This is a genomic window from Pseudomonas sp. MDT2-39-1 (assembly GCF_054898085.1).
In genome coordinates this window covers 3,181,848-3,198,528 of the sequence record NZ_CM142716.1, presented here as the reverse complement: position 1 = coordinate 3,198,528, position 16,681 = coordinate 3,181,848, and the positions used below count along the sequence as shown (strand labels likewise).

Sequence of the window (16,681 nt, the reverse complement as noted above, 5' to 3'; positions counted from 1 at the left end):
AGGTTGAGGCAATCAGATGGCTATGACAGTCCATTGCGATATCGTCAGCGCGGAAGGAGAAATCTTCTCCGGCCTGGTCGAGATGGTGGTTGCGCACGGTGCACTGGGTGATCTTGGTATCGCCCTGGGTCACGCGCCGCTGATCACTAATCTCAAGCCGGGCCCGATCCGCCTGATCAAGCAGGGCGGGGAAGAGGAGGTGTATTACATCTCTGGTGGTTTCCTCGAGGTTCAGCCGAACATGGTCAAGGTTCTTGCCGACACCGTGCAACGTGCTGCCGACCTGGACGAAGCCTCCGCTCAGGAAGCCGTTAAGGCTGCCGAGAAGGCCTTGCATGAGCGGGGCGCGGAATTCGATTACGGTTCTGCTGCCGCACGTCTGGCCGAGGCTGCAGCTCAGCTGCGCACCGTCCAGCAGATCCGCAAGAAGTTTGGCCACTAATAGGCCATTGTTTGTTGCGCGATTGATTAAAAAGGGTAGCCTCGGCTACCCTTTTTTCTTTTCCGATTTTCATAACTTGGTCGCAGCCGCTGACCACCCAGGATTGGTAGCCAGTCATGTCTCTTGAAATCGTTATCCTCGCTGCCGGCCAAGGCACTCGCATGCGTTCGGCGTTGCCAAAAGTCCTGCACCCGATTGCCGGCAATTCGATGCTTGGCCATGTTATCCACAGCGCCCGGCAACTCGATCCACAGCGCATCCACGTGGTGATTGGTCATGGCGCCGAAGCGGTGCGCGAGCGCCTGGCGGCAGACGATCTGAATTTCGTCCTGCAGGACAAACAGCTGGGTACCGGTCATGCGGTGGCTCAGGCCGTACCGTTCATCGAGTCCGACACCGTGTTGATCCTGTACGGTGACGTACCGTTGATTGAAGTCGAAACCCTGCAACGTTTGCTCAAGAAAGTCGCACCGCAGCAACTGGGCTTGCTCACCGTTGAGCTTGAAGACCCGACCGGTTACGGCCGCATCGTCCGCGATGCCGCGGGCAAGGTCACGGCGATCGTCGAGCAGAAAGATGCCAACGAAACCGAGCGCGCAATCACCGAAGGCAACACCGGCATTCTGGCGCTGCCTTTTGCGCAACTGGGCGGCTGGATGAGCCGTCTCTCCAACAACAATGCCCAGGGCGAGTACTACCTGACCGACGTGATTGCTATGGCGGTCAGCGATGGTCTGGTAGTGGCCACCGAGCAACCCCATGACGCCATGGAAGTGCAGGGCGCCAACGATCGCAAGCAGCTTTCCGAACTCGAACGTCACTATCAATTGCGTGCCGGTCGCCGTTTGATGGCTCAAGGCGTGACCTTGCGTGACCCGGCACGCTTCGACGTGCGTGGTGAAGTCACCGTCGGCCGCGACGTGCTGATCGATATCAACGTGATCCTCGAAGGCAACGTCGTCATTGAAGATGACGTGGTGATCGGCCCGAACTGTGTGATCAAGGACAGCACCCTGCGCAAAGGCGTGGTGATCAAGGCCAACAGCCATATCGAAGGCGCGATCCTGGGTGAAGGCAGCGATGCCGGTCCATTCGCACGCCTTCGCCCGGGTACGGTGCTTGAGGCGCGCGCGCATGTGGGTAACTTTGTCGAGCTGAAAAACGCTCATCTGGGTGAAGGCGCCAAGGCCGGTCACCTGACTTACCTGGGTGACGCTGAAATCGGCGCGCGTACCAACATTGGCGCGGGCACCATCACCTGCAACTACGACGGTGCCAACAAATGGAAAACCGTGCTGGGTGAAGATGTGTTCATCGGTTCCAACAACTCGTTGGTGGCGCCTGTGGATATCTCTTCCGGTGCGACGACGGCAGCTGGTTCGACCATCACCCAGAATGTGGATAACGCACAGTTGGCGGTGGGTCGGGCACGTCAGAAGAACATTGATGGCTGGAAACGGCCGGTGAAGATCAAAAAGAGCTGAGTTATCCACAGCGCTTTCGGCGGTCTTGAGATCGCCTTCGCGGGCAAGTCGGATCGCCGCCCGCTCGCTCCTACAAGTTTTCAGGTGTTCACATAATGTGTGAACGACGCTGAACCGTAGGAGCGAGCGGGCGGCGATCCGACTTGCCCGCGAAGCTTTTTATCTACAGATATTTTTTCGCATCCTGCTTGACGAAGTTTCGCCAATAGGTTTTGATTGCTTCCGTTATCTTTCGAATCGAAACTTACCCGCTCATGTCGAAACGCAATACACCTCAGCGTCGCCACAATATCCTCGCCTTGCTCACTGAACAGGGCGAAGTCAGTGTGGATGAGCTGGCCAAGCGCTTCGAAACTTCGGAAGTTACGGTTCGCAAGGATTTGGCCGCGCTCGAAAGTAATGGCCTATTGCTGCGCCGTTATGGCGGAGCGATCACCATGCCTCAGGAACTGGTCGCCGACATCGGCCAACCGGTCTCCAAATACAAGCAAGCCATTGCCCGCGCCGCCGTTACGCGGATTCGCGAGCATGCGCGGATCATCATTGACAGCGGCAGCACCACCGCTGCCATGATTCCGGAACTCGGCCAGCAGCCGGGGCTGGTGGTGATGACCAATTCCCTGCACGTTGCCAATGCATTGAGCGAACTCGAACACGAACCGGTGCTGTTGATGACCGGTGGCACCTGGGACCCGCATTCCGAGTCCTTTCAGGGGCAGGTCGCCGAGCAGGTACTACGTTCTTACGATTTCGACCAGTTGTTCATCGGTGCCGATGGCATCGATCTGGTTCGCGGTACCACCACCTTCAATGAATTGCTGGGTCTGAGCCGAGTCATGGCTGACGTCACCCGTGAAGTGATCGTGATGGTGGAGGCCGACAAGATCGGCCGCAAGATTCCCAACCTGGAACTGCCCTGGAGCAGCGTCCATACCCTTATTACCGATGAACGCCTGCCGGTTGCGGCACGCGATCAGATTCAAGCCCGCGGCATCAATTTGATTTGCGCGGCTGTCAGTCAGGAGAAATAGCATGTGTGGAATTGTCGGGGCAGTCGCAGAACGTAACATCACCGCCATCCTGCTCGAAGGCCTCAAGCGCCTGGAATACCGTGGCTATGACAGCGCCGGTGTGGCGGTCTTCACCAACGACGAAAAGCTTGAGCGCATGCGTCGTCCGGGCAAGGTCAGCGAGCTGGAAATCGCCCTTGAAGCCGAACCGCTGGTCGGTCGCCTCGGCATCGCCCACACCCGTTGGGCCACTCACGGTGCGCCGTGCGAGCGCAATGCGCACCCGCATTTCTCCGGCGACCTGGCCGTGGTGCACAACGGCATCATCGAAAACCACGAAGCCCTGCGCGAACAGCTGAAAGCTCTGGGTTACGTGTTCACTTCGGACACCGACACTGAAGTCATCGCTCACCTGCTGAACCACAAACTCAAGGATCTGCGCGATCTGACCGTGGCCCTCAAAGCCACTGTTAAAGAGCTGCACGGCGCTTATGGTCTGGCCGTTATCAGCGCCGATCAACCGGATCGCCTGGTGGCAGCTCGCAGCGGCAGCCCATTGGTTATCGGTCTGGGCCTGGGTGAAAACTTCCTCGCTTCCGATCAGTTGGCCCTGCGTCAGGTCACCGACCGCTTCATGTACCTGGAAGAAGGCGATATTGCCGAAATTCGCCGCGACAGCGTGCACATCTGGGACGTGAAAGGCCAAGCCGTCGAGCGTGAAACCGTGCAGTATCGTGACGGCGCCGAAGCGGCCGATAAAGGCGAATACCGCCACTTCATGCTCAAGGAAATCCACGAGCAACCGGCCGTGGTTCAACGCACCCTCGAAGGTCGTCTGAGCCCGAATGGTGTGCTGGTACAAGCTTTCGGCCCACAGGCCGCGGAGCTGTTCGCCAAAGTACGCAACGTGCAGATCGTCGCCTGCGGCACCAGCTACCACGCCGGTATGGTTGCTCGTTACTGGTTGGAAGAATTGGCCGGTATCCCGTGCCAGGTCGAAGTGGCCAGCGAATTCCGCTACCGCAAAGTCGTGGTGCAGCCAGACACCCTGTTCGTGACCATCTCCCAGTCCGGCGAAACCGCCGACACCCTGGCCGCCCTGCGCAACGCCAAGGAATTGGGCTACCTCGCCAGCCTGGCAATCTGCAACGTCGGCATCAGCTCGCTGGTGCGTGAATCCGACCTGACCCTGCTGACCCAGGCCGGTCGCGAAATCGGCGTGGCCTCGACCAAAGCGTTCACTACCCAATTGGTCGGCCTGTTGTTGCTGACCTTGTCCCTGGGCCAGGTTCGCGGCACGTTGGCCAAAGGCGTCGAAGCCACCCTGGTTGAAGAACTGCGTCGTCTGCCAACCCGCCTGGGCGAAGCCCTGGCCATGGACAGCACCGTGGAGAAAATCGCCGAGCTGTTCGCCGAGAAGAACCACACCCTGTTCCTCGGTCGTGGCGCGCAATTCCCGGTAGCGATGGAAGGGGCCCTGAAACTCAAGGAAATCTCCTACATCCACGCTGAAGCCTACCCGGCGGGCGAACTGAAGCACGGCCCGTTGGCGCTTGTGGATAACGACATGCCCGTGGTCACCGTGGCGCCGAACAACGAACTGCTGGAGAAGCTGAAGTCCAACCTCCAGGAAGTCCGCGCCCGTGGCGGCCAGTTGATCGTCTTCGCAGACGAAAAGGCTGGAATGACCAATGGCGAAGGCACCCACGTTGTCCACATGCCGCACATCCACGACATCCTGTCGCCGATCCTCTACACCATCCCGCTGCAGTTGCTGTCGTATTACGTGGCGGTGTTGAAAGGGACTGACGTTGACCAGCCGCGGAACCTGGCGAAGTCTGTGACGGTGGAATAAGTTATCCACAGCTGACTGAACACTAAAAATCGCAGCCTTTGGTTGCGATTTTTTTTATCCGAATGAAGGACATTGCCCCATGGACAGATTCCAGGAAATGCAGGTCTTCGCCGCCGTCGCCCAAGACCAAGGCTTCTCCGCGGCGGCGCGGCGTTTGGGGATGTCGGCGGCCAGTGTTACCCGGGCGGTGGCGGCGCTGGAGAAGCGCATTGGCACGCAGTTGCTGACGCGTACCACCCGCAGCGTGCATTTGAGTGAGGCGGGGCAGCGTTTTCTGGAAGATTGTCGGAGGATTCTCGCCGAGGTGCAGGAAGCGGAAGATTCGGCTGCCGGCAGTCACGCCCAGCCCCGTGGGCAACTGACAATCACCGCGCCGGTGTTGTTCGGTGAGTTATTCGTTACGCCGCTCACGGTGGGTTACCTCAATCAGTTTCCTGAAGTCACCATCAATGCGCTGCTCGTCGACCGGGTTGTCAGCATGGTCGAGGAGGGCATCGATGTGGCGGTGCGCATCGGTGAGTTGCCGGACAGCAACCAACATGCGATTCGTGTGGGCGAGGTGCGGCGGGTGATTTGCGCTTCTCCGGCGTTTCTGGCGAGCCGTGGCAAGCCTCGCCACCCTAATGATTTGAATGGGGCGCCGATTATCGCCACCTCATCCATTGGCCAACTGAGAACCTGGCCGTTCCTTGAGACGGGGGAGCCATTGAGCGTACGCCCGGAGCCGCGACTCGTGGTCACGGCCAATCAAGCAGCCATTACCGCCGCGTGCATGGGACTGGGCCTGACCCGAGTCTTGTCGTATCAAGTGGCGAGCAAGGTGGCTTCCGGTGAGCTGGAAGTTGTTCTGGCTGACTACGAACTGCCGCCATTGCCCATTCATGTGGTTTACCAGGGAGGTCGCAAGGCTCCGGTACGGGTCCGCAGTTTTGTCGACTTCGCGGTGAGGGCGTTGCGTGAGCACCCGGCTCTGAATGGCTGACGGTTTATTGCGCTGGTTGAAATAATGGATTGCGTTTGCTGGTTATTCTGTTGTTTTGGTTGATGGCGGAAGATAGCTCCCATCGGCGCTGATCTTTCCTGAACGGCGCCATCACTGTGCGGAGTCGACCATGCAAGCCATCAAACTCTACAACTTCCCGCGTTCCGGCCATGCTCACCGTGTGGAGCTGATGTTGTCCCTGCTGCAACTGCCGACCGAGCTGATCTTTGTCGATCTGGCCAAAGGCGCGCACAAGCAGCCGGATTATCTGGCACTCAATCCGTTAGGTCAGGTGCCGGCGATTGATGATCAAGGCGTTGTGCTGGCCGATTCCAACGCGATCCTGGTTTATCTGGCGCAGAAATACGGCAACGGTCGCTGGCTGCCCACCGATCCGGTCGGTGCGGCCAGGGTTCAGCGCTGGTTGTCGATCGCCGCCGGGCCGATTGCCTTTGGCCCGGCAAGAGCAAGGCTGATCACAGTGTTTGGTGCGCCTTACAACGCTGAAGAGATAATCGCCTACTCCCACACCTGGCTCAAACTAATCGATCAGGAACTGGCCGCGACCCACTACCTTGTCGGCAACGAGCCGACCATCGCCGATGTCTCGGCCTACAGCTACATCGCCCATGCTCCCGAAGGTAACGTGTCGCTGGACGACTACGCCAACATCCGCGCCTGGCTGGCGCGCATCGAAGCCTTGTCAGGGTTTGTCGGCATGCCGCGCACCGTCGCCGGCTTGCAAAAAACTGCCTGATGCTCACGGCCCGACTCAGTCGGGCCGTTTTGGTTGCGCGATGAGCGCAGGGGAGAAGCCGTTATGGACCGTTCACCTTGGCACGCAGGTGAGAAACAGTTGCAGGCTCACGTGGGTGTGGCCGAGCGAATGGACACATTAGGCCGTAGGGTGATTCGCGGCGAGATGCCGGATCAGCACCGCCAGTTCTATCAGCAATTGCCGTTCATGCTGTACGGCGCGGTGGATGCTGACGGCAACCCTTGGGCCAGTATTCTGGAAGGGACGCCGGGTTTTGCTCATTCTCCAGCGCCTGCGCTGTTGCAGTTCGCCAGCCTGCCCGGCAGCGACGACCCTGCGCAGTTGCAAGAAGGCGCGGCAATCGGACTGCTCGGTATCGAGCTGCACACCCGTCGTCGCAACCGTATGAATGGCCGAGTCGGCGCTGTCACCGCGGACGGCTTCGGGGTGACGGTGGAGCAGTCTTTCGGCAATTGCCCGCAATACATTCAACTGCGCCAGTTTCGCTCGGTGCCCTTGGCGGATCCGGGGACCCGTGTCGCGCAGCACCTCAATGTGTTGGATGACGCGGCCCAAGCGATGATCGCCGGCGCCGATACCTTCTTTGTCGCCAGTTATGTGGACGTCGATGGCCAACGCTCGGTGGACGTTTCCCATCGGGGAGGCCAGGCCGGTTTCGTACAAGTGGAAGGCAATCGCCTGACCATCCCGGACTTCGCCGGCAACCTGTTCTTCAATACTTTGGGCAACCTGCTGATCAACCCTCGAGCCGGTTTGTTGTTCATCGATTTCAATACGGGCGACCTGCTGCACCTCAGCGGCCGCACGCAAGTCATCCTCGAAGGCCCGCAGGTCGAAGCCTTTCAAGGGGCCGAGCGCTTGTGGACCTTCGAAGTGGAGCGCGTGGTGCGCCGGCCTGCGGCACTGGCCTTGCGCTGGCGCTTTGACGGCGTGTCACCCACCAGTTTGATGACTGGCACCTGGGCGCAGGCGAATGCACGCCTGCAAGCCAAGGCCCTGGGCGATCACTGGAGGCCGCTGCGGGTGACGCGCATCGAACAGGAAAGCCACAACATCCGTTCGATCTATCTGGAGCCTGCCGATGACGCCGGGTTGCCGGTGTTTCAGGCCGGGCAGCATTTGCCCCTGCGATTCAACATTGCGGGCGATGTGCATATCCGCACGTACAGCCTGTCGAGCGCGCCGTCCGATGACTTTTTCCGTATCAGTGTGAAGCGTGAAGGATTGGTGTCTTCGCATCTGCATGAGCAGATCGGTGTCGGCGATGTGCTGGAAGCCCGGGCGCCTCAGGGGCATTTCACCGTGGCGGCCAATGAGCGTCGGCCGCTGGTGCTGCTGGCTGCCGGTGTCGGCATCACACCGCTGCTGTCGATGGTGCGTGAGGTGGTTTATCAAGGCCTGCGCACGCGGAGCATTCGGCCCACCTGGTTTTTCCAGAGTTCGCGAACCTTGGCCGATCAACCGTTTCGTCCTGAACTGGACCGCTTGCTTCATGGGTTGGGTGACGCGGTGCGCGTGCTGCGGTTGCTCAGTCAGCCGGAACCAGACGCCCTCGAGGGTGAAGATTTTGACCTGACCGGGCGCATCGACGCCGACCTGCTCAAGACGATTCTTGAGGTGGAAGACTACGACCAGGTGGACTTTGTCCTCTGCGGCCCGGGCAGTTTTACCCAGGGTCTGTACGACAAACTGCGGGATCTGGACATTCGCGACGCAAGGATTCATGCCGAAACCTTTGGCCCGTCGACGCTGCGGCGCACGCCGGACCCGGACGCCATGGTCATCGAGCAACCACCGGCCGCTACCGTTTCAGTGCCCGTCGTGTTCCAGCGCTCCGCGAAAGAGGCGCGCTGGCAGCCCGATGGCGGCAGTTTGCTGGAGTTGGCGGAAAGCCGCGGATTGCGCCCGGAATTCAGCTGCCGCGGCGGTTCCTGCGGGACCTGCAAGACCCGGCTGATCAGCGGGGAGGTGAGTTATCCACAGCCCCCGACGGAGGTGCCTGATGCTGGAGAGGTGCTGATTTGTTGCGCGGTGCCGGCGCAAGGGTCGCAGCCGTTAGTGCTGGATCTGTAACCAATCCGGAAAGCACAGGCGACCCCCTGTAGGAGCGAGGCTTGCCCGCGAAGGCGGTGTGTCAGACAACCTCCATGTTGAATGTTAAACAGCCTTCGCGAGCAAGCCCGCTCCCACATTTGATCTCCGTCGACCTGAAAATATGTGCGAACGTCCTACAAACTTGAGCGTTCCGGGGACGATTCCGACACGTTCTATCGGTTGTCGTGTCGGAAGCCGGGGGGATAGGCTTTGGGGGTCGCTGCACATCAGCGACCGGGCGTCGCAGTCCGTTCAGTTCATTTGGTGCATAATCGCCGGCCCAAACCACAGCGCTTCGGTGCTAGTTGTTTGCTTGATGGTGGCTGTGCGCGGGATACCTTCGGGTATGCCGAGTTTCCGAATGGCTCGGTCTGCGACCCCGCGTACAGCTGCCTCCTTCACATCGCGTCGCAGCGATCAGGGCAGCCAAACCTTTCATTCGGAGTGTCACCATGTTCAAAGAAACACCCAATCCCCCGGAAACCGACGACGTTTCCCCCTACGAATCCATCGATTCCAAAAAACTCAACGAAGCCGCCGAGCGCGCGTTGGATCACTACCTCAACCCGTCCGCCCTCAAGTCCCCCGTGGCCCGCAAGGCAAGCACGATGTTCATGATCGCGCCGGATATCAAAGACGAAGACCTGTTGGCCCACACCTGTGAATCGTTGGCCCAGGCCAGTGTGATGGCGAGTGATTTTGCGGGGTATCTGGAAGGGCCGCACCGGCACACGGCGATGGCGATTCAACAGATCGTCATGCTGGCGGAACTGGCGGTGAACCGGATGCTGGATAACGTTGCCGTACCAAAACCCGCGCCACACAGCTGAACTACTGTGGGAGCGGGCTTGCTCGCGAAGGCGGTGTGTCATTCAGCATTGATGTTGACTGAACCACCGCTTTCGCGAGCAAGCCCGCTCCCACAAAAAAGCAATCAGGCGTAGGACAGGGATTTTTCTTCCAGCAGTTCTTCGTACAGCTCGGTCCACTTGCGGCCCATTTCATCGGCTGTGAATAACTGGCGATAACGCGCCTCAGCCTTCACGCCCATTTCCGCCGCACGCGTCGGGTTTTCCCACAACGTGCGCATGGCTTCACGGAACGCCTGTGGATTACTGGGCGGCACCACCAGCCCGGTTTCGTTGTGGATGTTGATGTAGCTGGTGCCGGTGCCGATTTCGCTGGAGATCATCGGTTTGCCGTACATCGCGCCTTCGAGTAGCGAGATGCCGAACGCTTCCGAGCGTAGATGCGACGGAAACACGACCGCGTAACTCAGCTCAAGCAAGGCAACCTTGTCCTCGTCACCCAAACGCCCCAGGAAGTGCAGATTCTGCAAACCCAATGCCTTGGCTTGAGCATGCAGTTCGGCTTCCAGCGGTCCGGCGCCGACGATCACCACTGGATAATTCAGCCCTTGCATCGCTTCGAGCAGAATATGCAGCCCCTTGTAGTAGCGCATGACGCCGACGAACAGGAAGAACCGGTCACCCACCTGTTTACGCCAGCGTTCAGTACGTTCAGCTTCGGGCTGTGGATAACCTGACTTGTCCAGCCCGTAGGTGATGACTCGGGTTTTCTCGCGGTAGTCCTGGAGCACGTCACTGGTGTGAAAGTAGTTGGGGGAGGCCGCGACGATTCGATCGGCACTGTCCAGAAAACGACGCATCAATGGACGGTAGAGTCTGAGCAAATGGCGCTGGCGAATGATGTCCGAGTGGTAACTCACCACGCAGGGTTTTTGGGTGGCGCTGAAAAAATGCACCAGGTCCATGAAGGGCCAGGGGAAGTGGTAGTTGATCACGTCGGCCTCAGCCGCCAGCTCACGAAACTGCTTGAAGACGCTGTAGGAAAAACCGGTGGAGGCCAGTTGAAAATCCATCCTGGCCTGATGAACCTGGTGCTGGCGGATCTGCAACGCACCAGGCGCCGGGTCGTTGCTCAAGGTCAGTACCGTGCTGTCGATCGCGTGCCGCGCACCACTCTCGCACAGCTGAAAAATGACCTGTTCGATGCCACCCATCGAGTCCGGAAGGTAGGTCTTGTAAAAGTGCAGTACGCGCATATCAGTCTCCCATAGCCTGGCGGTAAGCGCGGGCCGTGACCTTCGCGCAACGCTCCCAGGAAAAAAGCTTCGCTTGTTGCAAACCGGCTTCGCGACATGCCTGCCAATGCAGCGGGTCGTCAATGAGCCGGCTCATGGCATCGCGCAAGGTGTGTGGATCGTCCGGCGTGACGTAGTTGCCTGCGGCGCCCGCGACTTCCGGCATGGCCGAATGCTGGGTCAGAATCACCGGGGTGCCGCTGGCCATGGCTTCCAGAACGGGCAGGCCGAACCCTTCGTACAACGAAGGAAAAATCAATGCCCGGGCTCCGGCGAGCAGCTGTGCCAGAGCCTCATCGGGTAGATACCCGAGCAGGCACACATCGCCGGTGGCCAGGGCTGCGCGCAATTCATCACTGAACTGCTCGCCCTGCCAACCGGCCATGCCGGCGATCAGCAGTGGAAAACGCTGGCGTACGGCTTCCGGTAATCGGGCATGGGCGCGCAGGGCAAGCGTCAGGTTCTTGCGCGGCTCGAGGGTGCCGACGCACAGGAAGTATTCCCGCGCCTCAACGCCATGGGCCTTGAGCACCGCGTCGATGGCTTCAGGTTCCCGTGGATGGAAACGTGCGGCCACGCCCAGCGGCGCGACGACAAAACGCTCGGCGGGCAATGCGAAATACGCCTGGGCTTCGTCGGCAATGTACTGCGAGTCGGTGAGAATCAGACGCGCCCGCTGCACGCCGTCGGCCAGCCGCCGCTCGATTTCTCGCAAGCGCGCGGGTGGTTGCGTTTCGGGGTAGTGCAGGTGCGTCAGGTCATGCAGGGTGATGACCGTCGGGCCGTCGAACGACAGCGGCCACAGGCTCGGTTCGTGATAGAGGTCGATGGTCTGCGAGCGACCCTGATCGAAGCGTTTCTGCTCCAGCCAGCGCCGGGCCTGATAGGCCCCTGGAACCTGTCGCAGCAACGGCGTCAGTCGCGAATAACCAGGCATGGCGGCTTCCGGCAAGTCCGAACTCCAGCCCCAACCGTGGAACAGCGTCAGTTCGACATCGGGCTCGCCAGCAAGGGCGTTCGCCAGTTCGGCAACATAATGGCCGATGCCGGTGCGCGGGGCTTGAAGGATCCGGGCGTTAAGGGCAATTCGCATGTTGCCTCTCTTGCACGGCCGGCGCTTCTACAAGATTGCGCAGGGTTCGTTCGGCCAGTTGCGCACTGGCTTCCTGCCAGCCGATCCACTGCCAGTCCGCCACATTGCGAGCGGCCGGAAATTGCCCGGAACGTTCGAAACCGGTAACCAGGTCCGCCAGGCTTTGCGGCTCGGCCAGGTCAAAGTACGCCATGAACTCGCCACCGATTTCACGGAAGACCGGAATGTCGCTGCCCATGGCCGGCAAACCGCGCTGCATCGCTTCGACCAAGGGCAGACCGAAGCCTTCGACCCAGGACGGAAACACCAACGCGCTGGCGTGGGAATAGGCGTGTTCGAGGCTGGTGTCGCTCAGGTCGTTGAACATGAACAGGCGTTGGTTCAACTGCGGGTGATTGCGCACGCGGGCGAGCAGGGCGTCGCACTTCCAGCCGACTCGGCCGGCGATACATAGCCGGGCTTGCGAACCCGAGGCCCAGGCCCGTTCGAAAGCGTCGAGCAGGTAATCGTGGTTTTTACGCGGCTCGATGGTGCTGACCATCAAAAACACCGGTTCCGGTGTTTTGAATACACGGGCCAGGCGCGGCTCGATGACGGCGGTGGCTTCGCTCAGGTCCAGCTCGGAGCCAAGGTGAAAATAATCGAACCACAACGTATTGGCTTTGGCCGGACCCAGCCGACGCTGCAATTCCTCACGCACCTGATCACGGACCGTGGCGGAAATTGCCACGTAGCCGTCGGCGGTTTGGGTGACCCAGTTGAACCACTCGTTGAAAATCTGCACCAGCCGCGTGTCGTAGAACTGCGGATGCGTCAGCGGGATAAGGTCATAGATCACTGAAACGATGCCCACGCCTTCACGCTTGAGCTGTTCGACCACCGGGAACAGATCGGAATGCCAGGACGAGTCCAGCAGCACCAATTGATCCCCCGGTTGATGCTGCAACGGCGAGCAACGCTTGGGCAGTTGATACTGGTTGATGCCATCGATCAGACGCAACGGAATGCTGAAACAGCTGATCGCCGTGAGGCGGTAGGCCACGTGCAGCAGGCGCTTGACCACTCGCGAGTGGCTGCGGTTGTGCAAGCGTTGGTGCAGTTGCCAAAAACGGTGAGCCAGCCGCCCCAGGCGCCCGCCCAAGGTCATCAAGCCATCGAAAAACGGTATGTTCAACGCGCCGAGTTTCAGCACCCGATAGAGTTTGCCGTTGAGCATCACGACCGGGATGCACTCGACACCGTCGACACTGTCCGGCAGCTGATTGATGACGTTACGCACCACCCGCTGAATGCCCGAATTGACCTTGGGGTGCTGGAACACGTGGGTGCATTCCACCAGAAGACGCGTCACGGCGTGCGCTCCGAAACAATCGACCCGGAGCGGGTAATGGTGGTTTTCGCCGCCAGCCACGAGCAGCCGACGAAGTCTTCATGCCGGTTGTTGATCACATGGAACACCAGCCCGTAATCGCGCCATTCGTAGTTGCGATCCAGGTGCGAATCCAGTCGCGACAGGCTTAGGGACACGGAATAGTTGCCCTTGCCCAGGCCCATGACGAAGGCAAAACGGTACGTGTAGCGTTCCCCGGCGTGCAGGTCGGTCAGGGCCTTGTCCTGGCGATGGGTGTTGATGCCATACATCATCTGACCCAGACGGTCCTTGAGGATGAAGCCGAGCACCAATCGCTCGATGTCCTGACGGACTTCGACCTGGACTTCCAGCACCACGGGCTGACCGACCTCGGCGGCGTCGATGGAACGTTCATTCTCGTCCAGCAACCGCACGCTGAGGATGCCCGCTTCACCGGTACCGGAAACCGTTTGCACTTCCCCGTCCGCGAGCATTTCCTGACGCACGATCTGGCCTTCACGTTCGGCCATCATGGCGTTGTAATAATCCAGGACCGCTTCGGGTTTGCCGTGCATGGCCATGCGGCCGTCCTTGAGCAGGATTGCCGAATCGCAAATCGCCTGGATGGCTGAACGGTCGTGGGACACGATCAGCAAGGTGGTGCCGGCCTTGCGGAAGCTGCGGATGCGTTCGAAGCTCTTGTGCTGGAAGTAGGCATCGCCCACGGACAGGGCTTCGTCGACGATCAGGATGTCCGGACGTCGTGCGGTGGCCACGCTGAACGCCAGGCGCATCTGCATGCCGCTGGAGTAGGTACGCACCGGATGGTCGATGGCTTCGCCGATTTCCGCGAAATGTTCGATCTCGGGCATCAGCGCTTCAATCTCATCGACCTGCATGCCCAGTAATTGCCCGGCCATGATTGCATTCTGTCGGCCGGTAAAGTCCGGGTGAAACCCCATGCCCAGTTCCAGCAGCGCCGCTACCCGGCCTTCGAGCTCGATCTTGCCGCACGTCGGTTGGGTGGTGCCGGTGATCATCTTCAACAAGGTACTTTTGCCCGCACCGTTGACCCCGACGATGCCCACCGCTTCACCGGGGGCAATCTCGAACTCGACGTCTTGCAGCACCCAGTGCTGGTGATGACGCAGGGGCGAAAACGGGATCAGCCACTCGGCCAGTCGGCTCCAGCGGGTCGGGTATTGCTTGTAGGCCTTGCCCAGGCCGGTGACGCGTATATGCCCCATCAGAGTTCATCCACCATTTCGCCGACGCGCTGGCGAAACAGACGCAGCCCGATCAGACAGAACACCACGCCGGTGACAAAAATCGGCAGCAGCGAACTCCAGACCGGCCATTGCCCATAAAGAAACATGTTTTGATAGCTGACGATCAGGTTGGTCAGGGGGTTGAGTTGCAGCAGGCGCTGAACCCAATCCGGCAGGATGCTCATCGGGTACACAATGGGCGTCAGCCAGAACCAGAATTGCAGGCAGATGCCGAAGAGTTGTCCGACATCACGGAAGAATACGTTCAGCACGCCGAGCATCATCCCCAGCCCGGCACAGAACATCATTTGCAAGGCCATCAGCGGTATCAACGCCAGCAGCGCCATGCCCGGCCAACGTCCAGTGAACAGCAGGAAAACCAGGAAAAGGCCGATGATGATCGCGAAGTTGATGCCGGCGTTGATCAATACAATCACCGGCAGGCAGACCCGCGGGAAGCTGATTTTCTTCAACAGGTTGGCGTTTTCCAGAAACATGTTCTGGCTGCGCAGGGTGATTTCCGCAAACAGTCCCCACGCGAGCAAACCGGCACACAGGTACACGCTGTAGGCCATGCTGTCATCCACACCCGGCAGACGGGCGCGCATGATGTGCGAAAAAACCACGGTGTAGACGATGATCATCGACAGTGGGTTGAGCACCGGCCACAGGGCACCGAACAGCGAATTGCGATAACGCGCCTGAAACTCTCGCTGGACGCTACCGAGGATGAACCCTCGATGGCTGCACAGTGAGCGGTATAGGGAAAGCAGCATTCAAACCGTCCTGCCGTATTGGTCTTCGAAGCGAACGATATCGTCCTCTCCCAGGTATTCGCCGCTTTGCACTTCAATGATCACCAGGTCGATCACGCCCGGGTTTTCCAGACGATGCTTGTGACCGGCGGCAATAAAGGTCGATTCATTCTTGGCCACCAGGTGGGTGCCGCTACCGTTGTTGGTCACCTTGGCCATGCCTTCGACGACCACCCAGTGTTCATTGCGGTGGTGGTGCATTTGCAGCGACAACTTGGCGCCGGGCTTGACCACGATGCGCTTGATCTTGAAGCGCGGGCCTTCCTCGAGCACGGTGTAGGTGCCCCACGGCCGGCTGACCGTACGGTGCAGGCGATAGGCCTCGTGCTTTTTATCTTTGAGCTGCTTGGCCACCCGGCGCACATCCTGCGCGCGATCGGCGTGGGCCACCAGCACCGCGTCGGCGGTGTCGATGATGATCAAGTTATCCACACCCACCGTCGCCACCAGCCGGTCTTCGCTCTGGACAAAGTTGTTGTGGCTGTCGATGAACACCGCGTCACCGCTGGCACGGTTATTTTGCGCGTCTGCGGGCACCAGCGCGGCCACCGCGCTCCAGGAGCCGATGTCGCTCCAGTCGAAACCGGCGGGCACCACGACCACTTTGTCGGAGCGTTCCATCAAGGCGTAGTCGATGGAAATGTCGGTGATCTCGGCAAACAATGCGGGGGACAGTTCCTGTTGCAGGCACCCGGCCGTTTCCACGGGGGCGCTTTGCGCCATGCAGGTTTGCGTCTGCTCCAGCAGCTCGGGGGCATGAACCTGCAATTCGGCCAGCAGGGTCGCGACCGAGAAGCAGAACATCCCCGAGTTCCACAGGAATTTGCCGCTTTCCAGGTAATGCGTGGCGGTTTGCAGATCCGGTTTTTCAACGAAGCGCTGCACTTTCGTGGCGCCTTTTCCATCCAGCGCCGCGCCGGTTTCGATATAGCCGAAACCGGTTTCCGGGGCGGTCGGTACCACGCCGAATGTCACCAGGAATCCATCTTTGGCCAGTGCCACGGCGTGTTCAACCGCCGACTTCAAGGCGTCTTCGTTGAGGATCAAATGGTCGGCGGGCATCACCACCATGATCGCGTCATCGCCGTGCAAGGCTTGCAGCGACAGGGCGGCGGCCGCGATGGCCGGGGCCGTATTGCGGCCCGTCGGCTCAAGCAGAAAGTGCCCGCGATGGCGATTTAGCTGCGCCTCCTGATAGTGATCCTTGCTCTGGAAGTAGTAGTCGCGGTTGGTCACCGTGACGATATCGCCCCCGCTATCGAGCAAACCGGCCGCACGCCGATAGGTCTTGCCCAGCAGCGACTGACCGTCGGGCAGGGTCATGAACGGCTTGGGATGGCCCTCGCGGGACACCGGCCACAAGCGAGTACCGGCACCGCCGGAGAGAATCACAGGAATCAGCATG

Annotated in this window: 14 protein-coding genes; 8 read left to right on the top strand and 6 right to left on the bottom strand. The window is 60.0% G+C overall.

Annotation, left to right across the window (positions count from 1 at the left end; genetic code table 11):
* Nucleotides 1-16 precede the first annotated feature (16 nt).
* The 8 genes from ACYZTM_RS15220 to ACYZTM_RS15185 all read left to right on the top strand — a co-directional run bounded on the left by ACYZTM_RS15220 (nt 17) and on the right by ACYZTM_RS15185 (nt 9,475).
* On the top strand, nt 17-442 hold the full coding sequence (locus ACYZTM_RS15220) for a F0F1 ATP synthase subunit epsilon (RefSeq protein WP_010465460.1): 426 nt from the start codon (nt 17-19) through the stop codon (nt 440-442).
* A 116-nt stretch (nt 443-558) separates the two neighbouring features.
* On the top strand, nt 559-1,926 hold the full coding sequence (gene glmU / locus ACYZTM_RS15215) for a bifunctional UDP-N-acetylglucosamine diphosphorylase/glucosamine-1-phosphate N-acetyltransferase GlmU (RefSeq protein ID WP_131059029.1): 1,368 nt from the start codon (nt 559-561) through the stop codon (nt 1,924-1,926).
* A 254-nt stretch (nt 1,927-2,180) separates the two neighbouring features.
* The gene (locus ACYZTM_RS15210) at nt 2,181-2,957 is read left to right on the top strand and encodes a DeoR/GlpR family DNA-binding transcription regulator (protein WP_461983244.1); all 777 of its coding nucleotides are present in this window, start codon (nt 2,181-2,183) and stop codon (nt 2,955-2,957) included.
* 1 nt (nt 2,958) lies between these two features.
* Nucleotides 2,959-4,791 (top strand): glutamine--fructose-6-phosphate transaminase (isomerizing), encoded by a 1,833-nt coding sequence (glmS, locus tag ACYZTM_RS15205; protein WP_461989093.1) that lies wholly within the window; start codon nt 2,959-2,961, stop codon nt 4,789-4,791.
* A gap of 79 nt (nt 4,792-4,870) precedes the next feature.
* Nucleotides 4,871-5,773: a LysR family transcriptional regulator gene (locus ACYZTM_RS15200; RefSeq protein ID WP_461989092.1), complete on the top strand. Its 903-nt coding sequence runs from the start codon at nt 4,871-4,873 to the stop codon at nt 5,771-5,773.
* A gap of 130 nt (nt 5,774-5,903) precedes the next feature.
* Nucleotides 5,904-6,530 (top strand): glutathione S-transferase family protein, encoded by a 627-nt coding sequence (locus tag ACYZTM_RS15195; RefSeq protein WP_461989091.1) that lies wholly within the window; start codon nt 5,904-5,906, stop codon nt 6,528-6,530.
* A gap of 63 nt (nt 6,531-6,593) precedes the next feature.
* Nucleotides 6,594-8,624 (top strand): pyridoxamine 5'-phosphate oxidase family protein, encoded by a 2,031-nt coding sequence (locus tag ACYZTM_RS15190; protein ID WP_461989090.1) that lies wholly within the window; start codon nt 6,594-6,596, stop codon nt 8,622-8,624.
* A 473-nt stretch (nt 8,625-9,097) separates the two neighbouring features.
* Nucleotides 9,098-9,475: a DUF6124 family protein gene (locus ACYZTM_RS15185; protein ID WP_131059023.1), complete on the top strand. Its 378-nt coding sequence runs from the start codon at nt 9,098-9,100 to the stop codon at nt 9,473-9,475.
* A 104-nt stretch (nt 9,476-9,579) separates the two neighbouring features.
* Here ACYZTM_RS15185 and ACYZTM_RS15180 read toward each other — a convergent pair whose 3' ends face one another.
* Genes ACYZTM_RS15180 through ACYZTM_RS15155 form a run of 6 tightly spaced genes read right to left on the bottom strand, consistent with a single transcriptional unit; the run spans nt 9,580 to nt 16,680 of the window.
* The gene (locus ACYZTM_RS15180; RefSeq protein ID WP_131059022.1) at nt 9,580-10,710 is read right to left on the bottom strand and encodes a glycosyltransferase family 4 protein; all 1,131 of its coding nucleotides are present in this window, start codon (nt 10,708-10,710) and stop codon (nt 9,580-9,582) included.
* A gap of 1 nt (nt 10,711) precedes the next feature.
* Nucleotides 10,712-11,842 carry a glycosyltransferase family 4 protein gene (locus ACYZTM_RS15175; protein ID WP_131059021.1) on the bottom strand — a complete coding sequence of 377 codons (1,131 nt, stop codon included), beginning with the start codon at nt 11,840-11,842 and terminating at the stop codon, nt 10,712-10,714.
* Nucleotides 11,826-13,193 carry a glycosyltransferase family 4 protein gene (locus ACYZTM_RS15170; protein WP_461989089.1) on the bottom strand — a complete coding sequence of 456 codons (1,368 nt, stop codon included), beginning with the start codon at nt 13,191-13,193 and terminating at the stop codon, nt 11,826-11,828. The genes ACYZTM_RS15175 and ACYZTM_RS15170 overlap by 17 nt, the downstream gene beginning before the upstream one ends.
* Nucleotides 13,190-14,440, bottom strand: coding sequence for an ABC transporter ATP-binding protein (locus tag ACYZTM_RS15165; RefSeq protein WP_131059019.1), 1,251 nt, complete (start codon nt 14,438-14,440; stop codon nt 13,190-13,192). Before ACYZTM_RS15165 ends, ACYZTM_RS15170 begins: the two co-directional genes overlap by 4 nt.
* On the bottom strand, nt 14,440-15,237 hold the full coding sequence (locus tag ACYZTM_RS15160) for an ABC transporter permease (RefSeq protein WP_131059018.1): 798 nt from the start codon (nt 15,235-15,237) through the stop codon (nt 14,440-14,442). The genes ACYZTM_RS15165 and ACYZTM_RS15160 overlap by 1 nt, the downstream gene beginning before the upstream one ends.
* On the bottom strand, nt 15,238-16,680 hold the full coding sequence (locus tag ACYZTM_RS15155; RefSeq protein WP_461989088.1) for a mannose-1-phosphate guanylyltransferase/mannose-6-phosphate isomerase: 1,443 nt from the start codon (nt 16,678-16,680) through the stop codon (nt 15,238-15,240).
* Nucleotide 16,681 lies beyond the last annotated feature (1 nt).